Source organism: Planococcus sp. TJ-301, from assembly GCF_058268475.1.
Window position 1 is genome coordinate 850,320 of record NZ_JBZDOH010000001.1, and the last position, 18,212, is coordinate 868,531.

Below are 18,212 nucleotides of genomic sequence, written 5' to 3' on the forward strand. Positions count from 1 at the left end.
CCTATCTATTTACAGCTTCTTATGCTAATTTACTGATATTGCGCTGAACTTGTCCGACATGCTTTTGAAGATGCTCATCGATAAAATGTCCGATAATGAAAGACACCGGCTTGTTGCCGAATTTCTCGAAGTTGCGGTGCGGGTTTTCTGCCTGCAGCTGATCTTCCGTCAAGTTGCCCAAACGGTCAGCCACTTGCTGTTTATTGTTTTTCAATTCGTCCAATTGTACTTGTACGTCAAGTGCATCCGGGTTTCCCACTGCCGCGAGACGTGCAGGATCAGTCAAGCCGCGTCCCCATTTAGCGCCAGGCTCTGCCAGTACACGGTCTACTTCGCCTAACCAGTAAGGAGTCGCTTCGTTTAAATGCGATACAACTTGCAGGATGGACCATTCTTCCGGAGTTGGGTTCCAGCGGATATCCTGCTCAGATAATTCCGATACATCAGATAGAATCTGGTCGATTGACTTTTGGATGCTTTCGATTGCTTGCGTATTTGTTGCTGTTGTCATGTTATTTGCCCCCTTGAAGAACCAACGTTTTTTCGTCTGCTTCTGCTGCTGCCTGTGAAGAAACTTTGTTTTCCAAAACGCCGACTTTGTCGATTTCAATGCGCACGACATCGCCGTCTTTCAGGAATTGTTGAGGGTCCATAGCAACGCCTACGCCTCCTGGAGTTCCCGTCAATACCACATCACCCGGTTCAAGTGTTGCCAGATTCGAAATAAAAGATACTAATTTCTGTACAGAGAATACCAGGTTTGCTGTATTCGTCTGTTGTCTTACTTCTCCATTGACCGACAATTTCACGCCAAGTCCTGATGGGTCCGGCAATTCGTCAGTTGTGACCAACCATGGACCTATTGGTGCTGAACCGTCTACCGTTTTCCCTTGCAGCCATTGAAGCGTTCGGCGCTGAATGTCGCGGTATGTCACGTCATTGGCGATTGCATAGCCTGCCACGTAATCGAGTGCATCTTCTTCTGATACATTGCGTGCCTGCTTGCCGATGACGAAAACGAATTCCGCTTCGTAATCCAATTGCTCTGAAATCGGGTGGAATGGAATATCGTCTTCCGGTCCGATCACGGTATTAGCAAATTTAGCGAATAAAACCGGATTCGATGGCAATTCGCGTCCCATTTCCAGAATATGCTCGCGGTAGTTATGGCCGACACAAATGATTTTTCCTGGCTGTGTTACCGGTGAATTGACTTTTACGTCTTTTTTCGCATGAATCAATGGACGGTTAAAGCTTTGAGGATTCGCAAGTGCAAATTCCACTGCTACTTTGGCAAGTTCCAGGCTTTCTTTACCCCCTTGCAAAAACCCTTCCATTTTAGCTGGAATATAAGCTTCAGCGATCGATTCGAAACGGTATTTCCCTTCGCTCTTCAGCTGTGCCTGGTAAGCGTAGTTCAAGTCCACGACTTTTTCCCCTTCAACGATTGCACCGATACGTGAAAAACCTGCAGTTTCAAATGTAATTAATTTCATAAAAATCTCCTTCTCTAGTCGTTTTTGTCAAGCTTTATTCGCCAGTTCTTAAGATTGAATGTCAGTTCAAGCCGACTTTGCTTTTTTTATAACCATGGAATTTATCGACAAATCCGTAATCCTGAGGACCGCGGGCTGAGAGAATTGTGTTGCGCAAAAGAATGGTCTCCGGCTTTTCAGCGTGAATAATTTCTCCCCATACACGTGCGTTATTTTGGACCTCAGTTGTTCTTGGAATGCGCTCTTCCTGGTATTCCTGAAATGCGGTCTCAATTTGATCGCCATGCTTTTCGATCATATCCGCTAAATAAGAAGCATCTTCCAACGCCTGACAAGCGCCCTGCGCCAAATACTGAAGCATCGGATGCGCAGCATCTCCTGATAACGTGACGCGGCCTTTTGTCCAGTTCTTGATTGGTTCGCGGTCATACATTGGCCATCTCTTCTGGCGCTGGATAAAGCCGATCGCCGTTTGGACAGGTTGGCATGTGCCTTCGAATACCCGATCCATTTCTTCCGGAGTTCCCCACTGGTCCGTGAACTCGATTTCCTTGCGGTAAGTATCGCTCTTGAATACAACCACTTGGTTGTATAACTCATTGCGGCGTACCGGATATTGAACCAGATGGAAGTTTGGCCCAATCCACATATAAACGTCATCCATGCTGCCAACATCCGTAACATCTTCCATAGGAATCGCACCGCGGTAAGCTACGTATTCCGAGCAGACCGGCTGATCCTCCACAAATAGCTTACGTGCTTTTGACCAGATGCCATCTGCTCCGATTGCCGCTTCCCCTGTGTGGACATCGCCGTTGGCCGCTGTGACAGTAACTGTATTGCCGACTTCTTCTGTGCTGACGATCGACTGATCGGTGATCAATTCAATGTAAGCGTTTTCTTGACACTTATCATATAGCGCTTTATGAAGGTCTGAACGATGCAACACGATATATGGAGAACCGTATCTTTCTTTATAGGCATCACCCAAATCCAGTGCAGATAATTCATTGCCGGTAAAAGCATCCATCAGTACAAGGCGTTTTGGGAAAACCGCAATATCGTTCAGTTTTTCCATAACACCAAATCTTTGCAGAACGTTCGTTGCGTTGGCTGCCAATTGGATACCTGCTCCGATTTCCAAAAATTCCGGTGCCTGCTCAAGCACTTTCACATATTTTTTGTTTTCTGCAAGTCCTAATGCTGTCGCCAATCCGCCTATGCCTCCACCGATTACGATGAGTGGGTTGTTTTTATCGTTGCTCATGTTCATTCCTCCTGTTAAAAATTTTGGATTTAAAGCGTTTTCATAACACTTATATGCTCGTTTAAATTCCACTATTAATGCACTTAGTACACCATTAGTATATTAACGTTAGAAAAGAATGTCAAGATAGAATTGTCTGTGAATTAAAAATAGGTTTTTTGGCCCTCTTCATACTTTTTGTTATACTAGGAATGATAATCACAAAGGAGAAGAGGCATTTATGGATATCCCTAAAGACGGTTCGACCATTCAATCGCTAAAAATTGGCATTGCTATCATCGATATCATGATGGCTCATGGCAAGCCTATGCGCTTCAATGAAATACAGGATGCTACAAAGATGACTAAAAGTAATCTATATAAATACATGAATACATTGACGCAACTCGAATTGCTGATGCGTGAAAATTCGACCGGCCTGTATCATTTCGGCCCGAAGCTAATCCAATACGGTGCTGCAGCAATCGGCAATCAGGACACCATCGAAGTGATCACCCCTTACCTACAGAAAATCAGCGAGCATACCAATTGCTCGGTGCTGTTTGCAGTTGCTACGACAAATGGACCGGTCATCGCAAAAATTTGGCAGCCAAGCCAGTCACTCAATATCGGTGCCCAAATTGGCACTTTGTTGCCAATCAATTCGTCCTCCGGTAAGATTTTTAACGTCTTCCACAACAAAGCTGTAACAGAAAATTGGCAGCTGGCAGCTAATCCTGCGATGGTCGCTGATGACGAAGAATTCAAGAGCATCACGGAAACCAAGATTGCATTCGCTTCGGAACCGCTTGTCGCATCGATTTCTTCGGTTTCTATTCCTATTTTGGATTATTCACAGGAATTGGTCGGCACCCTGACTATGGTCGGTTTTAAACCGGATATTCCAAAGGACATCCACGATCCAATTAGCCGGTATTTATTGACAATCCAGAAGGAAGTTTCCAAAGCATTCGGTTATTCAGCTTAAAAAAAGCCGCATCCTCCAGCAAAGAGGATGCGGCTTTTTCACTTAATTGAAGAGAATGTTTGAATCGGAATGGATTAAGTCCATATAATTGGACAAATAAAAAAGAACCCCATCAATCTTATAAATGTCTCGCTTTCTTGGACAAGAAATTTGATGACACCATTCAATACATGAATGAGCCGTTGAACCTCCACTTATCTGCACATAAGTTACATTCGTTTCACTGAAGCATCCGTTGTTTTGCGTTGTTACGTATACTTCATTAATCAAGGTGAGGAGATCGCGCATCTTCCACATACAAGCCGTCGATTTTTCTAAGTTCCTCGATAATGTCCTCCGTCAGGCTTTCGCCCACAAAATACATATAGTAATCGTATCCGAAATGGACCTCAAACTGATTTTTGGCAACCAGTCTCCCCCAGACCTCTTCCCTGAGAATCATCTTAATTAACTCCCTGACCAAGCTTATGTGAATGGTCTTGCCTTCGGACAAGTTTAATGCGGTTTCATGTGAATGATTTTCCAGATCCAGCAGTTTCAGATGATTGACCCCAGTTTTTTGCATGAGTACTTCAACAGCTCGGATGTATTTTTCTTCGGTCGCCAGGTATTGCTCCATTGTAAAAATTTGGCCTTGATACGTCTTCCCGACATCAGATATACTGGTCCATTCATCCACTAAGGTGTAGAGGCCCTTCGCGTCCCTGTTTTGAGGATTGTACTTTGTGACACGTATGGATTTCATTCTCGCCCTTCCTCCCCATACAATTCATTCTCTTTTTTCTTTTAAGAAGCGTCCATCAAAAAAACTATTTCTTTACATCTGCTAAGTCCTAAACTTTTTTACTTTTTTATTTTATTATAGATTATCACTTCAAACTGATACTTATTGGTAGATTGTTGAATTTGAAGAGGGCCCTAAAAACCGTTCGTAAAAGTACACTTTTAAAAACCAACAGAAAGATAAAACGATTAAATAAAGTAATTTCTATTTCCTCTTACTTCATCTAAGTTTTTGAAAGTTCGCTGCAATATTTCATTGCTGTATCATTTTTCGCTTTCGAGTGTTAAAGGAGTTCAGTGTGTTATGCTGGAATAAATTGGTTAAGTTTGGATTCTCTAGACTTTTCTTAGTCACTTTCCGAAGCGAAAGGAGAATGCCTCATGAAAAAGGAACATATTCAAACGCTACTGGAAACCATCTACCAATACAACAATGTACGCATTACCCAAATTTTCTCTAAAGATGACACCGAAGGGCTTCTCGTAAAATGCATACCAGACACCCAGATCCTTGAATTGACCTATCTGCAGACCGGAACCGTCGAGCATTATGAATCAATCAAAGAAGCAGGAGAAGTGATTTACAACTCGCTCTATTCTACGATAGTTTTCTAAATTTATACTTGATTGGTTAACGTAAAAGGAAGACCGCCAGCTGAAAATTTAGCTGATGGTCTTCCTTTTTAGAATGTATTCTATATTAGTTGCAACACTCCTGATGATCCCTCATATGTTAACTGATAACGAGCTCCCTTCAATCACTTCTACTGCGATCCATTCCTTCTTCATTCCGGTAAGATAAATAGTTTAAAAATCGTTTGGTGGCTAAGGAAAGTGACTTTTGTTCTCTCATGGCAAGGCCAATATTCCGATAAGCAGGAACTTCAAGCTCCATTGCTTTAATTTTGTGCGGGATACGCCGCAAAATCAATTCCGGCAAGATGCTGATCCCGAGCCCATTTTCCACCATCGACAGGATGGCGTAGTCATCCCATGTTGTAAAACTAATCTGGGGTTCAATTTGGTGCTTCTCAAAAATTTCAGCCACTTCTGCCTTGGCTCCTTTTTCCAATAACATAAACGGGCTTTTCTGTAGGTCCTGCATCGGAAATTTTTTACAAGAAGCAAGCGGATGATTTTCCGGAACTACTGCCAGCAACCCGTCTTTCTCCAAAAAAATTGTTTCGAGTTCTGATTTTACCGGCAACCGGACAAATCCAAAATCCACACGACCTGTTAGAATCCAGTTTTCAATTTCCGTATAATCGCCAAGTAAAAATTCAAATTCGATTTTTGGATAGTCCTTCTTAAAAGCCCGAATCATGTTCGGCAACCAGTGACTTGCTACGCTGGAGAAAGTCCCAATCCGAATCATTCCGGTCTGCATATGATGTAGATCATCTATTTGCGCCAACAATATTTCGTGTTCGTTACAGATCCGCCTTACCTGTGGAAGTATTTTCATTCCATCTGAAGTCAAACTGATACCCGTACGGCTTCTTTCAAAAAGTGAGACCCTCCATTCCGTTTCTAAATCATGAATCATGCGACTGATTCCTGACTGCGTATAGTCCAAAGCTTTAGCAGCTTTCGTGAAACTCCCCAATTCCACTACTTTCACAAATACCAAGTATTTTTGGATATTCATGGTCGTCCTCCTTTCATCAGTTTTCGTCATGGATAGCATGCTAAATGTTCGTTATTGTTATGTATGAATACATGTTATGTTATTACTAGAAGAAAATCAATTTGAAGAAAGAAGGTGAAGAAACATTGTTTTTTGTGAGTGATGTAGTGACCACGGCACCAGCTAACTATAAATCCTTGCTGCAAGAAAGGGCTTATGAATCATTGGACGAATTACAGATTGCATTTGAACGAGTGGAGACAGACGAAGCGATTTCGATGGAAGACTGCGTGGAAATTAATCGGAAGCTGGAAATGGAAATGGTGAAAACCCTCTTCCTTTGCAACAGCAAGAAGACAGCATTCTATCTACTTATCACAAATGGCGAGAAGCCTTTCAAATCCAAGAACTTCAGCAATGCTCTAGGCATCTCACGCGTATCCTTCGCCCCTGCTGAACTATTGGAAAGTATGCTGGGTGTCAAAATTGGGGCTGCCACTGTATTCAGCGTAATGATGGATACGGATAAACAAGTGCAGGTTGTCATTGATCGGGATGTAGTGACGAAAGAGTGGTATGGATGCGGTGATGGGACGACAATTGGCTATCTGAAGCTCAAAACAATTGATATTATTGACAACTTCCTTCCTTATGCGGAGCACATTCCGACGATCATTGAATTATAAAATACACGAAAGAACCGTGAATTAAAACTTAAAAACATTGATTGGTTGGACCTCTCCTAATTTAGCGTTGAGAGGTTCAAAGGAGGCGTGCTAGTGCATCAAAAAAATTTATTACTGACATATGGGCTGGTGTTTTCTGTCACGGCTATTTGGGGACTTAATATTGTGATGATCAAAGTGCTTGTGGAGGAATTGCCTGTTCAGACCATGACGGCATTCCGGATCATGCTGGCTGGAATTACAGCATTACTTGTAATCATTCTCGGAAAATCACTTCGTCGTTTATCGAAAAGGGAATGGATTTATACGTTACTCGGAATGCTGTTTGGCGTCATCTTGCACCATTCGTTTATGGCAACCGGGTTGACCATGATTGATGCTTCGAGCGCTTCTTTGATTCTTGCATTAGTACCGATTACTACGGCTATACTTGGCATGCTTTTTTTAAGGGAACACTTAACGAAATTACGGAGTATGGGTTTCATCCTGGCCTTAACTGGCGTCTTTTTTATCCAGGGCGGTTCTTTCAGCAGCATGCAATTTTCCTTTGGAGAATGGATTTTATTTGGCGCTATGTTGGCTCAAGCCATCAGTTTCATCTTCGTGAAAAAAGCGACCGCGACACTGGATTCAAAACAGGTCACGACGATTATGTACCTGGCCGGATCGATTGGGTTGTTGATTGTCAGTCTTCTAGCTGAACCGACCGGGGTCAGCAAAATGGCTTCTGCCCCGTTATTTATCTACGTTTTGTTTTTTCTGTCAGGAATCGTGGCTACAGGGGCAGGCTATATGGTTTTCAATGCTGCGATTCAGCAAATCGGTGCAGGACAAACCGCCTTATTCAATAACTTTGTGCCTTTTTTCGGTCTCCTATTCGCGGCTATCTTTCTGAATGAAACCATTACAGCTGATCAATTGATCGGATTTTTGTTTATTGTAGCCGGCGTTTTATTTGGAACCGGTTATATCGAAAGACAATGGAAAAAGAAATATCCATTAATGGATCATGCAAAAAGAAATCTGGCTTCAAACCAGAGTGACGATACTCATTCGATTCATAAACAGTCATGACATCTTCACTTTAATTTCATTTCACGATGATTGAAATACCCCAGCAACCTCATCTAATAGGGGTTCTTGGGGTATTTTGATATCTATAGATACTTCCGATAACTGCTGATATGTAAACTTTGTCCTTCACAATTCTAGCTTTAAAGCCTGACTAAACAGCCTTTTGAATGTATCATTTTTTCTTGAGAATTTACTTTCTCTACTTACTCTTCGAAGTTCAATGAAATCAAGGAACTGAATGTAACTTACTTAGTATTATGTTACATTCAAAAAAATGAAACTTTACTGGAAATAAATTAGTATAGTAGCAATAGACAATTTGAAGTAGGGGGCGAAATAGAGATGAATGAATCAAGTATAAACATAGGCGATACTATATTTACAATCGGGATTTTTGGTGCACTGATCATCGCAGTTATTTTAATAATTTTCTTGGTGAGAAGAAAAAAGTAATCGAGTTATTTTTAAGATAACTACTACTTGCATGAGAAAGGGGAGCACTAGTATGGAGAAAATAGAAAATTCCCGATGGAAACTTAGTATGGTTGGCTTTACTACGTTTGTTTTAGCTACTATTTTCTACTTAATAACGGGTCCTAATATACCTGCAATACTTGGCTTTTTAACATCTGCAATAGTGTTGTTCATTATAAATGCAATTTATGTTTTTTACACAAACAAAAAATCAAGGAACACAAAAAATCAGATATAGATTAACCACTAGATGTATGCTTTCCCCTTACTTTTTGAATGTAACTTAATTCACATTAAGTTACATTCAAATCTTATTATTAAAGTGCTTTACATTGAAAAATTTTTCAAGTTTAAGATTAAGATTTGGCATGCAGAGACTACCGTTATTTAACGGCCAGTTCTACTGTTTTGGGAATCAGAACGTCTCGGAATAAATGATGTAAATAAGATCAGCAAAGATAAAAATAAACTTGCTTTCCCCAAATGTAAGAATACTGCCAAGGGATATAAGATATTCCTTTTATTGCTACTAAAATGGTCATCATGCTGTTCGTGCTTGGCGCTTTCTTTATTACGGGCTCGCTATTCGTGCTTATGCCTGGTAGTGACGAAATCATTTCTGAACTTTTAGAACAAAATTAGTAGGAAGTAAGCTAAAACAAAGTTTACATACTATCAGATAATTCGTCCTGTTTATTGCATTTACATGTTTACATGTGTACATTGCTGAATGTGAAATACAAAAAGAATGGGGTGGCGAATGAAAACCGTGTGGGTGGGTTATAACGGATTGATGGCGGCATTGCTGGCTGGATTGATTTTTTGGGATTACAACGTACTTATCAGATTACATGACGACAACCCACATTGGATGTTTACGGATATTGCGATGGCTCTGTGTGGGTTTCACATTCTGATAGCGTTACCGATTTGGTTGGTGGTCTTATTTCTGAATCGGTCACGGATGACGGCGAAATCGTTTTGGATTGGGTTTGCGCTTGTATTGGTGTTTCTCGGCATGACGAGCTATCCGGTGATTAGCGTTCTTGGGCGTATGTCGTTTTGATCCGCTAAAAATGAATGTTGGAAACACAGGCGACCTGTAATCTGTAATGGGCTTCTTTTTGTGTGTACACGTTTTATGTACCCATTGCTAAATGCACATATGCAAAAGTTTAGCCAAGCTGTATACACATCGGAAAAAGTTGTTTTTCCAATTGCAGTAACGAATCTAACTCAAAGTTGATAACCAAATTTACCGTACACTCACTTCCTCAATGCTTTTTTACTTAAAATTTTATTCTGAATGTAACTTAACTGCACTTAAGTTACATTCGTTTTCGCTGAAATAGTACCCTTCATTTGTTCCAGAGCCTTGCCCATAAACCTCGGGTGTCTTTTTTAGGTGTGACCGTTTCAGGTTTGCCTTCTGGCTGCTATGAGGACGATTCTGGCGTATCTACTTCGGATTCTTCCGGTACTGGTGCAAGTAATTGTTTCTGTTGCGCTTCCATCCGATCGATCTTCTGCTGCATTTTCTCCAGGACTTCTACAAACATGATATCCCGTTCTTTTTGACGCTCCTCTTGTTGCTGCAGCTGGATTTTCAGCTGTTTTACTTCATTTAGCCTAGCAGCTGCTATGTCGTCGCTATCGCGCTCGCGTGGCGCTACAGAGACGCCCCTTTTTAATACCACAGATGCTTCTACGACAGCATCTTCAAGCGATTTCTTACCGCTATGCACTGCCGCTATGATGCTTTCAATCGCTATGTACTCGCTATCCGTGTAAAGACGGGCATTTTTATGGGTTCGTTGAAACTGGATGCCTTCCTGTTCCAACAGGGCCGAATATTTTCGTAACGTGGAGGGCTGGCTCTTTAATTTCACGCTTACTTCACTTGGAGTCAACACCGAACATTCGCCTCCTTTTCGTTTTCTTCATGTTATAAGAGTCCAATCAATCCTGCATCTTCTTTTTTCAGGAAAAGGTGGCTAGAAAAATAAAAAAGAAGATGCACAGGGCGCACCTTCTCCAGTTATCTTCTTTTATGTAACTGCCGATAATTCTGGATATGTAAACCTAGTATTTATTCTAGTATTTCGAGAAAGTCTTTTATATGTCTTTTATTTTCTATTCTAAAAACATCGTTTGCTGTTGTTCTAGGTATAAAAAATGTTCCACTTGTTTGATACCATACCAAAAATTCATCAGTTTCACCGTTTTCATACAAAACAGTAATTCTATAATCTTCTTCTCTCGACATTTCATAGCCAACATTATTATCTCGGCTTGCTCTATTAAGTATTCTCGTAAAATTCTTTATTGTAGGAATATCTGTTATAACTTTTTCTTCAATAAGCTCATGTGTTTCTCTATCAAAACTTTGCACTTCAATACTATTGATATTATAAAACCCGTTAGAAAGTATTGCGTAACAACTCATAAACACTATAGCTATTCCAATAAAAATTAAAATCTTTCTTTTCATCAAATTCCTTCTTTCTAATATCCAACTACTCACAAAACCGTATCAGATAGTAAGTTGATTTTAACATATATTTCTAATTTTCAATTAATATTTTTAGTGTGTATACGCGTTATTAATAACTATTATCCGTTCGTAAAAGTACACTTTTTCGAACAGTTATAAAACAATTAAAAAATGCCAAAAAGAGCGTTCGCAAATGCACCAAAACACATTACGAACGTTCATCTAAATGCATATACTTATACGAACGCTTTTACTAACTCTAAAACCACTCCACATAAAAACACTCTGGCAAAAATGCACCAGAGTGTTTCTTTAATTTGATCATGCGCTTGCTTTAAATAAGGTAACGCGGTTGCGGCCTTCACGTTTGGATTGGTACAGCGCTTGATCGGCTTCTTCGATCATGTCTTCTAAGCTTTTTTGGCTATCAGGGAAGCTTATGCCAATTGAGACTGTCAATGTCCCTTCCGGCTGCTTGGCCTCCCCTTCAAATTTATAAGCTTCGACGTTTTGTCGGATTCGTTCTACCATCAGCGTCGCTTCCTGAGTATTGTTTGGATTGTTCAAGCATATGATGAATTCTTCTCCTCCGTAGCGTGCGACAAAATCCTCTTTTCGCGTCGAGTCTTTAAGGATTTGTGCGATGGAGCGCAGTACAGCGTCGCCTTTTTGGTGGCCGTGGGTATCGTTATAGACTTTGAAATAGTCGACATCCAACATGATAATCGCCATTGGTGTCCCATTATCGATTAACTTGCCGACATGGTTTTTAAAATAGCGGATGTTCGGCAAATGTGTCATCGGGTCTTGGTTGGAGTAGAATTCCAATTCTTTCCGCAAGACTAGATTGCGGTTTTCACTATTCACGATTATGGCCATTGCCAACACCGCAATCGTTGCGAAAAACACCATGCCAAAAATGACAACGATTGTTGCTGGGGTCGCGGCGTACATCCAGAAAGATTTTATCACTTCAAAAATGATAAATGCGTACATCATCCTTCTGATGTTGAGGATGACGAAAAACTGATTAGTCGGTTTTCTGTCATGGAAAAGGCCACCGATTAGAATTGGCAGGAAGATCGATTGGATGATACCGATCACCATAGTTGGCCCACCCATGTATCCGCGGTAGAATGCCGGCAGCACAGCTGACAACAACCCCGCTTGCCAACCGCCCACATATGAAATGAAGAATAGCGGAACTTCTCTCAGATCTAAGCGCATCCCTTCATACATAAATGGATTATACATAATTGAAAATGTCAGGAAGCCGATAAAAATGGAGATGGCCCATCGCTGTCTGACAGGATTTGTCCAATCGAGGAATAAGGTCTCTTTCGTTTTTAAACCTAGGTACATGAGCGCGATAATCAGCGCCATGTTTTCAAGAAAGAAAAAAAGTAAAGCAGTCATCAGTACAACTCCCATGCAGTAAGTCTTGTTCAAGTTGCGGTCTTGATTGGATCACAATAATATTAATAGACGAATCTTTTTATGTATTACACTGATTAACTGTCCGGCGCTCTGGCCTTTCGCTGACCGATGCGGCTTCAATCACTGCGCAGTAGAAATGCAAAGAGTTGTCTTCGTAATCTCCCACTTTCAACTTCATGTCTTCCCATCCGAATTCTGTTAAGTCCTTAATGTATAAGGAGATATCAAACGTTCTGCCAGGCCTTGAAAGATTCAAGCTTCGGTCTTCCATTAAATTTCTTATGGTATACAGGAATGGCTAATATTAGTAACTTTTAGCTGCATATCGATTAATTATATAGTATCTTTTATTTTACAGATAGTAATATTAGAAATTAGATGGCAAAAACTGTGTGGAAATACGCTTTGAAAGAGAAATGCTAACCGCGGTTTTCCCAGTAGCATAGACCTTGCTCACTGCGAAAATACAGGACAACCAAAAAAGGACGTTCAAAGGGTACTTATCCCTTTGAACGTCCTTTTTATCGTCTTCAGTTCAACTTCACTGAGCTAAATGGCCTTATTTGTCATTAATACACGTTATGGCTAAAAACAGCCCATTGTACATCGATTTCACTTCGATCACTTTCACTCCCGATTGGCGAATCAACTTTAACGTATCCCTATTGAGATGGCAGCCGCCAGCAACTTTCTGCCACAGCGGTGTCAGGGCATCTTGTATGGTCCCTAAAGGCAGTTGGTCCATCCGGACATGTTCGAAAAAATAAAGCGTTGCGTTCTTTTTGGCGCAGCGCCGGATTTCAAGCAATGCTTTATCGGGTTCGGGAATCGTGCAGAATACCAATGTCGCTACCACCGAGTCAAAAATATCATCCCCAAATGGCAATGCTTCAGCTTTAGCCGTGTATGTCCGGATTGGTACTTTTGCCGTCGCTGCGCGTAGTTGAGACCGCTTCCGCATCGCTTCGTCCGGCTCGATTGCAGCGACCGAATCCGCTTTTCGGTAGAATGGAAAGTTGATGCCGGTGCCAGAGCCGATTTCAAGCACCGTTCCTTGCGCGTTGCCCGCAATGGTTTTACGGATCTGGTAAAATCGGCTCCGTTCAAATGGTTTCATTGCGATATCGTAAAGTTTCGGAGATAGATTTCCCATTTCCGACCGCCTTTCCGGTTCACTGGTAATGTTCGTGCAATGCCATTTTGAACTTTGGTTTCAATGTGATTTCAATTGTATTGTAATAGCTTTCCGATATCGCATGGACAATCCGCAATGATGCAGGCCCATCGTCTACAATTTCCATTTTCTCAACCGATCGCAATTTTATGGTCGAAACGGCTTCTTGGTCTTCTTTTTCAGTAACGATCAATGTGAATTCATTGTAAAACGGAGACACGACGACCATGATTGACTGTCTTTCATTTTCGGCAATGAATGTCGAGGTGTCGTAGTAAAATTCCGTCAGCTCATCGCTGCGTTTCGGCGACGCTTCAAAAAGCGCGGCCAGTTCAGTTTCCTTTGGCATGTCCATTGACAATCTCCCCTGTTTCTTTGTTAAATTCTACTATGTAGCTTGGGCTGCAAAGCGCTTGTTATCTCTAAGATACGCTATTTTCCAGCCCAATTCCTGCAAAAAGCCTTGTCCCACTGAAATCTGCGGAATTGTCCCTTACGGATCGTTAAGTGTCGAACAATTCCCCGTTCAATGCCGCGACATAACGCTTAGCCGATTGCTGGGCTTTTTCAGCCGCTCCAGCCTCTATGATGCGGTGGAATGCATCATAAATGCGATCGAATTTCATTTCCTGCAGCCTTCCCGCCATGCGTGAGACGGTGGCAGCTGGCAACGGCAAAAAGTTCGGATAGCTGTACATGAACGTTAGCCAATTGCGGTCAGCGGCGACCCGCACGATGTCGCCCGTCAGCAGCACACCTTGGCTATGATTGCCGCCATGCCATTCCAGTATTGCAGCTCCTTTGAAATGGCCGCCCGTCCGGTGAAGTGTGATATCGGCATCCAGCACAACGGAATTCCCGGTCCAGAACTCGATTCGCTCGCTTGGGCGTGTGACCCATTGCTTATCGTCTTCATGGATATAGATTTTGGCATCAAATGCTTCGGCCCACTCGATTTGAGTTGAATAATAATGCGGATGGGACAACGCAATCGCGTCTATTCCCCCAAAATCTTTAATTTCCACAATCGTTGCCGGATCCAGGTAAGTGACACAATCCCACAACACATTGAAAGCTTTTCCTTCAATCAGATACGCCGTTTGCCCGATCGCAAAATCAGGTGTCGTATGGATGCTGTGGAGGCCCTTTTCTTCCGGATGGATCAAGTTCACGTAATTCCCCTGCTCCAGCATGTCCTCCAATGTCAGCCATTTTTGGCCTGCCGGGTTAACGTATTGTCGCTCTTCGCTGCAGATCCGGCAATGATCGGGTACTTGTTGGGAAGCGGCGTATTGCACGCCGCACGTCGCACAAATGTAATTGTCCAAGTCCATCATCCTTTTCTTCATAATCATTAAACTGTTTTCATTAAAATTTTAAACAAGCTATGTAAATCAACGCTTTGGAATCCTATACTATCCTTATAGCGATTACTAGGGGGGTGAGTGCATGATTACGAGAAAAACGATATGGTTTCTTGGATTGTCGCAGCTGGTTTGTTGGGGCGTATCCTATTACCTCATTGCCGCATTCGGCGCATGGATTGGAGCGGATATGGGTTGGAGCGGTACACAAGTCTACGGCGGATTTTCAGTAGCGCTTGCCGTCATGGGCCTCACTTCCCCTTGGACCGGACGGCTGATTGATCTGTACGGTGGCCGATCCGTGATGTCTGCGGGTTCTTTGCTCCTAGCAATCGGCTGTTTCGGCATTGCACTTTCCTATTCACTCGCCAGCTATTATGGGGCATGGATTGTGCTGGGCCTCGCAATGCGGCTATCACTTTACGACGCAGCATTTGCCTCGCTCGCACGAATTGCCGGAGCCGGGGCAAAACGCCCCATCTCTCAAATCACGCTTCTTGGCGGACTAGCCTCCACCGTTTTTTGGCCGATCGGCTTTTTTCTGGCAGAATTCATTGGCTGGCGCGCTGCGCTCTCCGTCTATGCCCTGTTTGCGCTATTGACTACCCCGCTCCATTTGGCGATACCAAACAACAAGTTTTCCGATAGCCAAAGTGAAGGAGACAGCAAGCTGCTACCCATGGAACCTTTGGCCGCCGAAGGCAAAGAAAGGGTGGCAGCCGGTGCTGTCTACGCGTTCATCTTTATGGTGCTGAACTTCCTGAATTCCGGTATGTCGACCCACATGATCAATATATTGTCCGGTCTCGGGGTTGCTGCAGCTATTTCTGTTTGGGCATCGACGCTGCGAGGTATCGGCCAATCGTTGGCGCGGGTCTGTGAAGTGTTGTTCGGCAGCCGGATCCACCCGCTGACGCTGACGGTTATTGCCTCAGCCCTCCTGCCGATTTGTTTCTTGTTCGGCCTCGCAAGCGCCGAATTTGTTTTAAGTGCCTTTATCTTCTCGTTTTTATTCGGTGCCGGGAATGGCTTAATGACGATTACGCGAGGTACGCTGCCGCTGGCGCTGTTCGATCATAAAACCTATGGCACATTCGTCGGCAAGTTGCTGGTGCCGAGCTTTCTTGTGGCAGCCGCGTCCCCGCTTGCCTACACCGTGGCCATAGACCGCTGGGGAGAAATCGCCGCACTGATTGTTTCCCTGCTGCTGGCTGGGCTGGTGTTTGCCTCGTCCCTTTACCTGAAGAAGCGCTTTCCTGTATCAGGCTGACTGAGTTTATGGGTAGACTTTAGGTCTCGCCTGCCCAAATGACGGCCAACAGCAAGAGCATCAAAACAGAACTCAGGATTTCATGCCAATATGCTTTTTCCTGTCGGTACAGCAGCCATTGCTCGATGGCGTGGTTAATTCCTTGCAGGAAAAACAAGGCGAAAAGCGGTATGGTCGCTACAATACGGGGAAAACTGCCTATATCGTTTTCGACAAACAAGATCATCATCGCGATGACAAACAACAGCAGCAAGGCCGCGTCAATAACGATAAATAACCATTTCCTGTCTTGATGGAATATGCTGACAGTGACCGCTTTGATTTTTAACTTTTTCTTTAAATAGAACTGGCTAGCCAAAACGTAAAGCGCAAATATTACGGCCATGGCGATTATTGTACTAGGATCCACCTTATTCCTCCCTTCTGAAATCGCTTCCATCTATATACATTCTCTTCTGGCAGCAAATTTCCTCCTAAAAAGCACCCAGTGAAGGTTTCACTGGATGCTGTGCATATGGGTTATTTAAAAGAAGCAGCGGCTCTTTTCGAGCGTTCAAATTGGACGGTCCGTATTTAAAGGGGTCCCTGCTGAAGAAGGTGTCAAAGGCGAAGTTCTCCGCACATGCCGCGCCGCACTTTTTTAAGCCATGAAGAGCTTCAAATAAGAGATAAAATATGCCCCATTGAGATTTCCTCCGTGATTAACGGTCATCCGAATTCCCCGTTCAGCAGCACGCTGCAGATGCGCTGTTGAGATTTGTGCTGCATACCCCAGTTTCCGGCAATTCAAGTTCGACTTTTGCAGCGGACGCAAAGTCGCCGGTCAAATGCGCGACAATCGACCGCACCTGTTCGTAGCCGGTCGCCATTAAGAACGTCGGCGCACGGCCGTAACTTTTCATCCCGACAATATAAAAATCTTTTTCCGGCTGCCGCAATTCTTTTTCTCCATGAGGGCGGACGGTTCCGCAGCTATGGAGATTCGGATCAATCAGTGGAGAAAGTGCTTCGACACTTTCAGTCGCCGGGTCGATACTTGTGCGGATTTCGCTGAGGAAGGAAAAGTTTGGCCGGCTTCCCGCATTGACGATTACATAATCAATGCCGTTTAGGACAAACGGCTGCCCTTTCATCTCGCCTTCAAGCGAAATGGATTTATCCATCATTTCAACGTGCTGAACATGGAATGGCGTGTAGACATTGATGCGACCGGAATCCACCAGCTCATGGATACGCAAACCGAGCTCACCGCGTGCTTCTAATGCGTCTTTTTCTTCTCCGCCGTAAACTTGTTGGACTTTGTTCTTACGCAAAATCCAACTGATTTTTACATCATCAAGTTCCGTCAGCTCCAAAATGGTGTTGATCGCTGAATGGCCGCCTCCAGCAACCGCAATGTGTTTTCCAGCGTATTGATGTCGATTCGGTCCCTTGACATCCGCTATGCCGTAATAAATTCGTTCGTGAAGTGCTTTTTCCTGGCGGGTCCATAAACCGGAAGCATTGAGCGGATTGGGCTGGCCCCAAGTGCCGCTTGCATCAATCACGGCTTTCGCTTCAATTCGGCGCGGCTGCCCTTGGGCATTTTCAATGTAAAGGATGAACGGCAGCGTTTCCCGGTTGGCCGTCTTCATTTTATCTTGTCCTTTTTTGCTGATGCCGACCACTTTCGCATCGGTCCAGATGGATGGAGCGATTTCAGGCACGTTCGAAAGGGGAAGTAAATAGCTGTCTGCCAGTTCTTTCCCGGTAGGAAGCTCATCATTTTTGGGTGAGGACCATCCGCTCCGATCCAGCAATTCCTTTGCCGCTTTGTCTATATTATAACGCCAAGGCGAAAACAATCGAACGTGCCCCCACTGCAATACATGATGCGCAATTGATGGACCCGCTTCCAACAGGATGAACGTTTCACCCGCTTTCACCAGATGCGCGGCTGCCGCTAACCCTACAGGACCTCCTCCGATGATCGCTACAGGCAATGATTTATTGTCTTTTTTCGGCAACGTGAAATGGATTGAAGTTTTTGACACAGCAGGACTACAGCAATTTTTTAAATTGGACATGTTTTTTACCTCCTTTAATTTACCAACTGTTTA

Annotated in this window: 19 protein-coding genes; 6 read left to right on the forward strand and 13 right to left on the reverse strand. The window is 43.3% G+C overall.

Going from position 1 to position 18,212, the window contains the following annotated elements; translation table 11 throughout:
- Nucleotides 1-19: 19 nt before the first annotated feature.
- The 3 genes from AC4EHJ_RS04385 to AC4EHJ_RS04395 form a co-directional block, all read right to left on the reverse strand.
- On the reverse strand, nt 20-511 hold the full coding sequence (locus tag AC4EHJ_RS04385; protein WP_490974367.1) for a DinB family protein: 492 nt from the start codon (nt 509-511) through the stop codon (nt 20-22).
- 1 nt (nt 512) lies between these two features.
- Nucleotides 513-1,496: a fumarylacetoacetate hydrolase family protein gene (locus AC4EHJ_RS04390; protein ID WP_490974368.1), complete on the reverse strand. Its 984-nt coding sequence runs from the start codon at nt 1,494-1,496 to the stop codon at nt 513-515.
- A 61-nt stretch (nt 1,497-1,557) separates the two neighbouring features.
- Nucleotides 1,558-2,763 (reverse strand): FAD-dependent monooxygenase, encoded by a 1,206-nt coding sequence (locus AC4EHJ_RS04395; RefSeq protein WP_490974369.1) that lies wholly within the window; start codon nt 2,761-2,763, stop codon nt 1,558-1,560.
- A gap of 220 nt (nt 2,764-2,983) precedes the next feature.
- On the opposite strand from AC4EHJ_RS04395, the gene AC4EHJ_RS04400 reads away from it, so the two are divergent.
- Nucleotides 2,984-3,730, forward strand: a complete 747-nt coding sequence (locus tag AC4EHJ_RS04400; RefSeq protein ID WP_490974370.1) for an IclR family transcriptional regulator — start codon at nt 2,984-2,986, stop codon at nt 3,728-3,730.
- Nucleotides 3,731-3,992: 262 nt separating this feature from the next.
- Here the strand turns inward: AC4EHJ_RS04400 and AC4EHJ_RS04405 are convergent, their stop codons facing one another.
- Complete coding sequence (locus AC4EHJ_RS04405) at nt 3,993-4,475, reverse strand: hypothetical protein (protein ID WP_490974371.1); 483 nt, start codon at nt 4,473-4,475, stop codon at nt 3,993-3,995.
- Nucleotides 4,476-4,894: 419 nt separating this feature from the next.
- On the opposite strand from AC4EHJ_RS04405, the gene AC4EHJ_RS04410 reads away from it, so the two are divergent.
- Nucleotides 4,895-5,128 carry a hypothetical protein gene (locus AC4EHJ_RS04410; protein WP_490974372.1) on the forward strand — a complete coding sequence of 78 codons (234 nt, stop codon included), beginning with the start codon at nt 4,895-4,897 and terminating at the stop codon, nt 5,126-5,128.
- Between the two features lie 139 nt (nt 5,129-5,267).
- On the opposite strand, the gene AC4EHJ_RS04415 is transcribed toward AC4EHJ_RS04410, so the two are convergent.
- Nucleotides 5,268-6,161: a LysR family transcriptional regulator gene (locus AC4EHJ_RS04415; protein ID WP_490974373.1), complete on the reverse strand. Its 894-nt coding sequence runs from the start codon at nt 6,159-6,161 to the stop codon at nt 5,268-5,270.
- Nucleotides 6,162-6,262: 101 nt separating this feature from the next.
- On the opposite strand from AC4EHJ_RS04415, the gene AC4EHJ_RS04420 reads away from it, so the two are divergent.
- The 3 genes from AC4EHJ_RS04420 (at nt 6,263) to AC4EHJ_RS04430 (ending at nt 9,440) form a co-directional block, all read left to right on the forward strand.
- Complete coding sequence (locus tag AC4EHJ_RS04420) at nt 6,263-6,826, forward strand: prolyl-tRNA synthetase associated domain-containing protein (RefSeq protein WP_490974374.1); 564 nt, start codon at nt 6,263-6,265, stop codon at nt 6,824-6,826.
- Nucleotides 6,827-6,919: 93 nt separating this feature from the next.
- On the forward strand, nt 6,920-7,900 hold the full coding sequence (locus AC4EHJ_RS04425) for a DMT family transporter (protein WP_490974375.1): 981 nt from the start codon (nt 6,920-6,922) through the stop codon (nt 7,898-7,900).
- 1,234 nt (nt 7,901-9,134) lie between these two features.
- A complete protein-coding gene (locus tag AC4EHJ_RS04430; protein WP_490974376.1) occupies nt 9,135-9,440 on the forward strand; it encodes a hypothetical protein in 306 nt (101 codons plus the stop codon).
- A 370-nt stretch (nt 9,441-9,810) separates the two neighbouring features.
- Here the strand turns inward: AC4EHJ_RS04430 and AC4EHJ_RS04435 are convergent, their stop codons facing one another.
- The 6 genes from AC4EHJ_RS04435 to AC4EHJ_RS04460 form a co-directional block, all read right to left on the reverse strand.
- Nucleotides 9,811-10,287 carry a MerR family transcriptional regulator gene (locus tag AC4EHJ_RS04435; RefSeq protein ID WP_490974377.1) on the reverse strand — a complete coding sequence of 159 codons (477 nt, stop codon included), beginning with the start codon at nt 10,285-10,287 and terminating at the stop codon, nt 9,811-9,813.
- A gap of 176 nt (nt 10,288-10,463) precedes the next feature.
- The gene (locus AC4EHJ_RS04440; RefSeq protein WP_490974378.1) at nt 10,464-10,865 is read right to left on the reverse strand and encodes a YhfM domain-containing protein; all 402 of its coding nucleotides are present in this window, start codon (nt 10,863-10,865) and stop codon (nt 10,464-10,466) included.
- A gap of 324 nt (nt 10,866-11,189) precedes the next feature.
- Nucleotides 11,190-12,284, reverse strand: a complete 1,095-nt coding sequence (locus AC4EHJ_RS04445) for a GGDEF domain-containing protein (RefSeq protein WP_490974379.1) — start codon at nt 12,282-12,284, stop codon at nt 11,190-11,192.
- Between the two features lie 580 nt (nt 12,285-12,864).
- Nucleotides 12,865-13,458 (reverse strand): class I SAM-dependent methyltransferase, encoded by a 594-nt coding sequence (locus AC4EHJ_RS04450; protein ID WP_490974380.1) that lies wholly within the window; start codon nt 13,456-13,458, stop codon nt 12,865-12,867.
- 19 nt (nt 13,459-13,477) lie between these two features.
- Nucleotides 13,478-13,834: a hypothetical protein gene (locus AC4EHJ_RS04455; RefSeq protein WP_490974381.1), complete on the reverse strand. Its 357-nt coding sequence runs from the start codon at nt 13,832-13,834 to the stop codon at nt 13,478-13,480.
- 148 nt (nt 13,835-13,982) lie between these two features.
- The gene (locus AC4EHJ_RS04460; protein WP_490975614.1) at nt 13,983-14,813 is read right to left on the reverse strand and encodes an MBL fold metallo-hydrolase; all 831 of its coding nucleotides are present in this window, start codon (nt 14,811-14,813) and stop codon (nt 13,983-13,985) included.
- A 115-nt stretch (nt 14,814-14,928) separates the two neighbouring features.
- On the opposite strand from AC4EHJ_RS04460, the gene AC4EHJ_RS04465 reads away from it, so the two are divergent.
- On the forward strand, nt 14,929-16,113 hold the full coding sequence (locus AC4EHJ_RS04465; protein ID WP_490974382.1) for an MFS transporter: 1,185 nt from the start codon (nt 14,929-14,931) through the stop codon (nt 16,111-16,113).
- A 19-nt stretch (nt 16,114-16,132) separates the two neighbouring features.
- On the opposite strand, the gene AC4EHJ_RS04470 is transcribed toward AC4EHJ_RS04465, so the two are convergent.
- Both AC4EHJ_RS04470 and AC4EHJ_RS04475 read right to left on the reverse strand, forming a co-directional pair.
- A complete protein-coding gene (locus AC4EHJ_RS04470; RefSeq protein ID WP_490974383.1) occupies nt 16,133-16,522 on the reverse strand; it encodes a DUF4181 domain-containing protein in 390 nt (129 codons plus the stop codon).
- Between the two features lie 316 nt (nt 16,523-16,838).
- Nucleotides 16,839-18,179, reverse strand: coding sequence for an NAD(P)-binding domain-containing protein (locus tag AC4EHJ_RS04475; RefSeq protein ID WP_490974384.1), 1,341 nt, complete (start codon nt 18,177-18,179; stop codon nt 16,839-16,841).
- Nucleotides 18,180-18,212 lie beyond the last annotated feature (33 nt).

Excerpts from the sequence above, each read along its gene's own strand:
- AC4EHJ_RS04475 (WP_490974384.1), bottom strand. The coding sequence starts at position 18,179 with ATGTCCAATTTAAAAAATTGCTGTAGTCCTGCTGTGTCAAAAACTTCA.
- AC4EHJ_RS04450 (WP_490974380.1), bottom strand. The coding sequence starts at position 13,458 with ATGGGAAATCTATCTCCGAAACTTTACGATATCGCAATGAAACCATTT.
- AC4EHJ_RS04410 (WP_490974372.1), top strand. The coding sequence starts at position 4,895 with ATGAAAAAGGAACATATTCAAACGCTACTGGAAACCATCTACCAATAC.
- AC4EHJ_RS04400 (WP_490974370.1), top strand. The coding sequence starts at position 2,984 with ATGGATATCCCTAAAGACGGTTCGACCATTCAATCGCTAAAAATTGGC.
- AC4EHJ_RS04465 (WP_490974382.1), top strand. The coding sequence starts at position 14,929 with ATGATTACGAGAAAAACGATATGGTTTCTTGGATTGTCGCAGCTGGTT.
- AC4EHJ_RS04405 (WP_490974371.1), bottom strand. The coding sequence starts at position 4,475 with ATGAAATCCATACGTGTCACAAAGTACAATCCTCAAAACAGGGACGCG.
- AC4EHJ_RS04395 (WP_490974369.1), bottom strand. The coding sequence starts at position 2,763 with ATGAGCAACGATAAAAACAACCCACTCATCGTAATCGGTGGAGGCATA.
- AC4EHJ_RS04460 (WP_490975614.1), bottom strand. The coding sequence starts at position 14,813 with ATGGACTTGGACAATTACATTTGTGCGACGTGCGGCGTGCAATACGCC.
- AC4EHJ_RS04455 (WP_490974381.1), bottom strand. The coding sequence starts at position 13,834 with ATGGACATGCCAAAGGAAACTGAACTGGCCGCGCTTTTTGAAGCGTCG.
- AC4EHJ_RS04440 (WP_490974378.1), bottom strand. The coding sequence starts at position 10,865 with ATGAAAAGAAAGATTTTAATTTTTATTGGAATAGCTATAGTGTTTATG.
- AC4EHJ_RS04445 (WP_490974379.1), bottom strand. The coding sequence starts at position 12,284 with ATGACTGCTTTACTTTTTTTCTTTCTTGAAAACATGGCGCTGATTATC.
- AC4EHJ_RS04415 (WP_490974373.1), bottom strand. The coding sequence starts at position 6,161 with ATGAATATCCAAAAATACTTGGTATTTGTGAAAGTAGTGGAATTGGGG.
- AC4EHJ_RS04430 (WP_490974376.1), top strand. The coding sequence starts at position 9,135 with ATGAAAACCGTGTGGGTGGGTTATAACGGATTGATGGCGGCATTGCTG.
- AC4EHJ_RS04390 (WP_490974368.1), bottom strand. The coding sequence starts at position 1,496 with ATGAAATTAATTACATTTGAAACTGCAGGTTTTTCACGTATCGGTGCA.
- AC4EHJ_RS04385 (WP_490974367.1), bottom strand. The coding sequence starts at position 511 with ATGACAACAGCAACAAATACGCAAGCAATCGAAAGCATCCAAAAGTCA.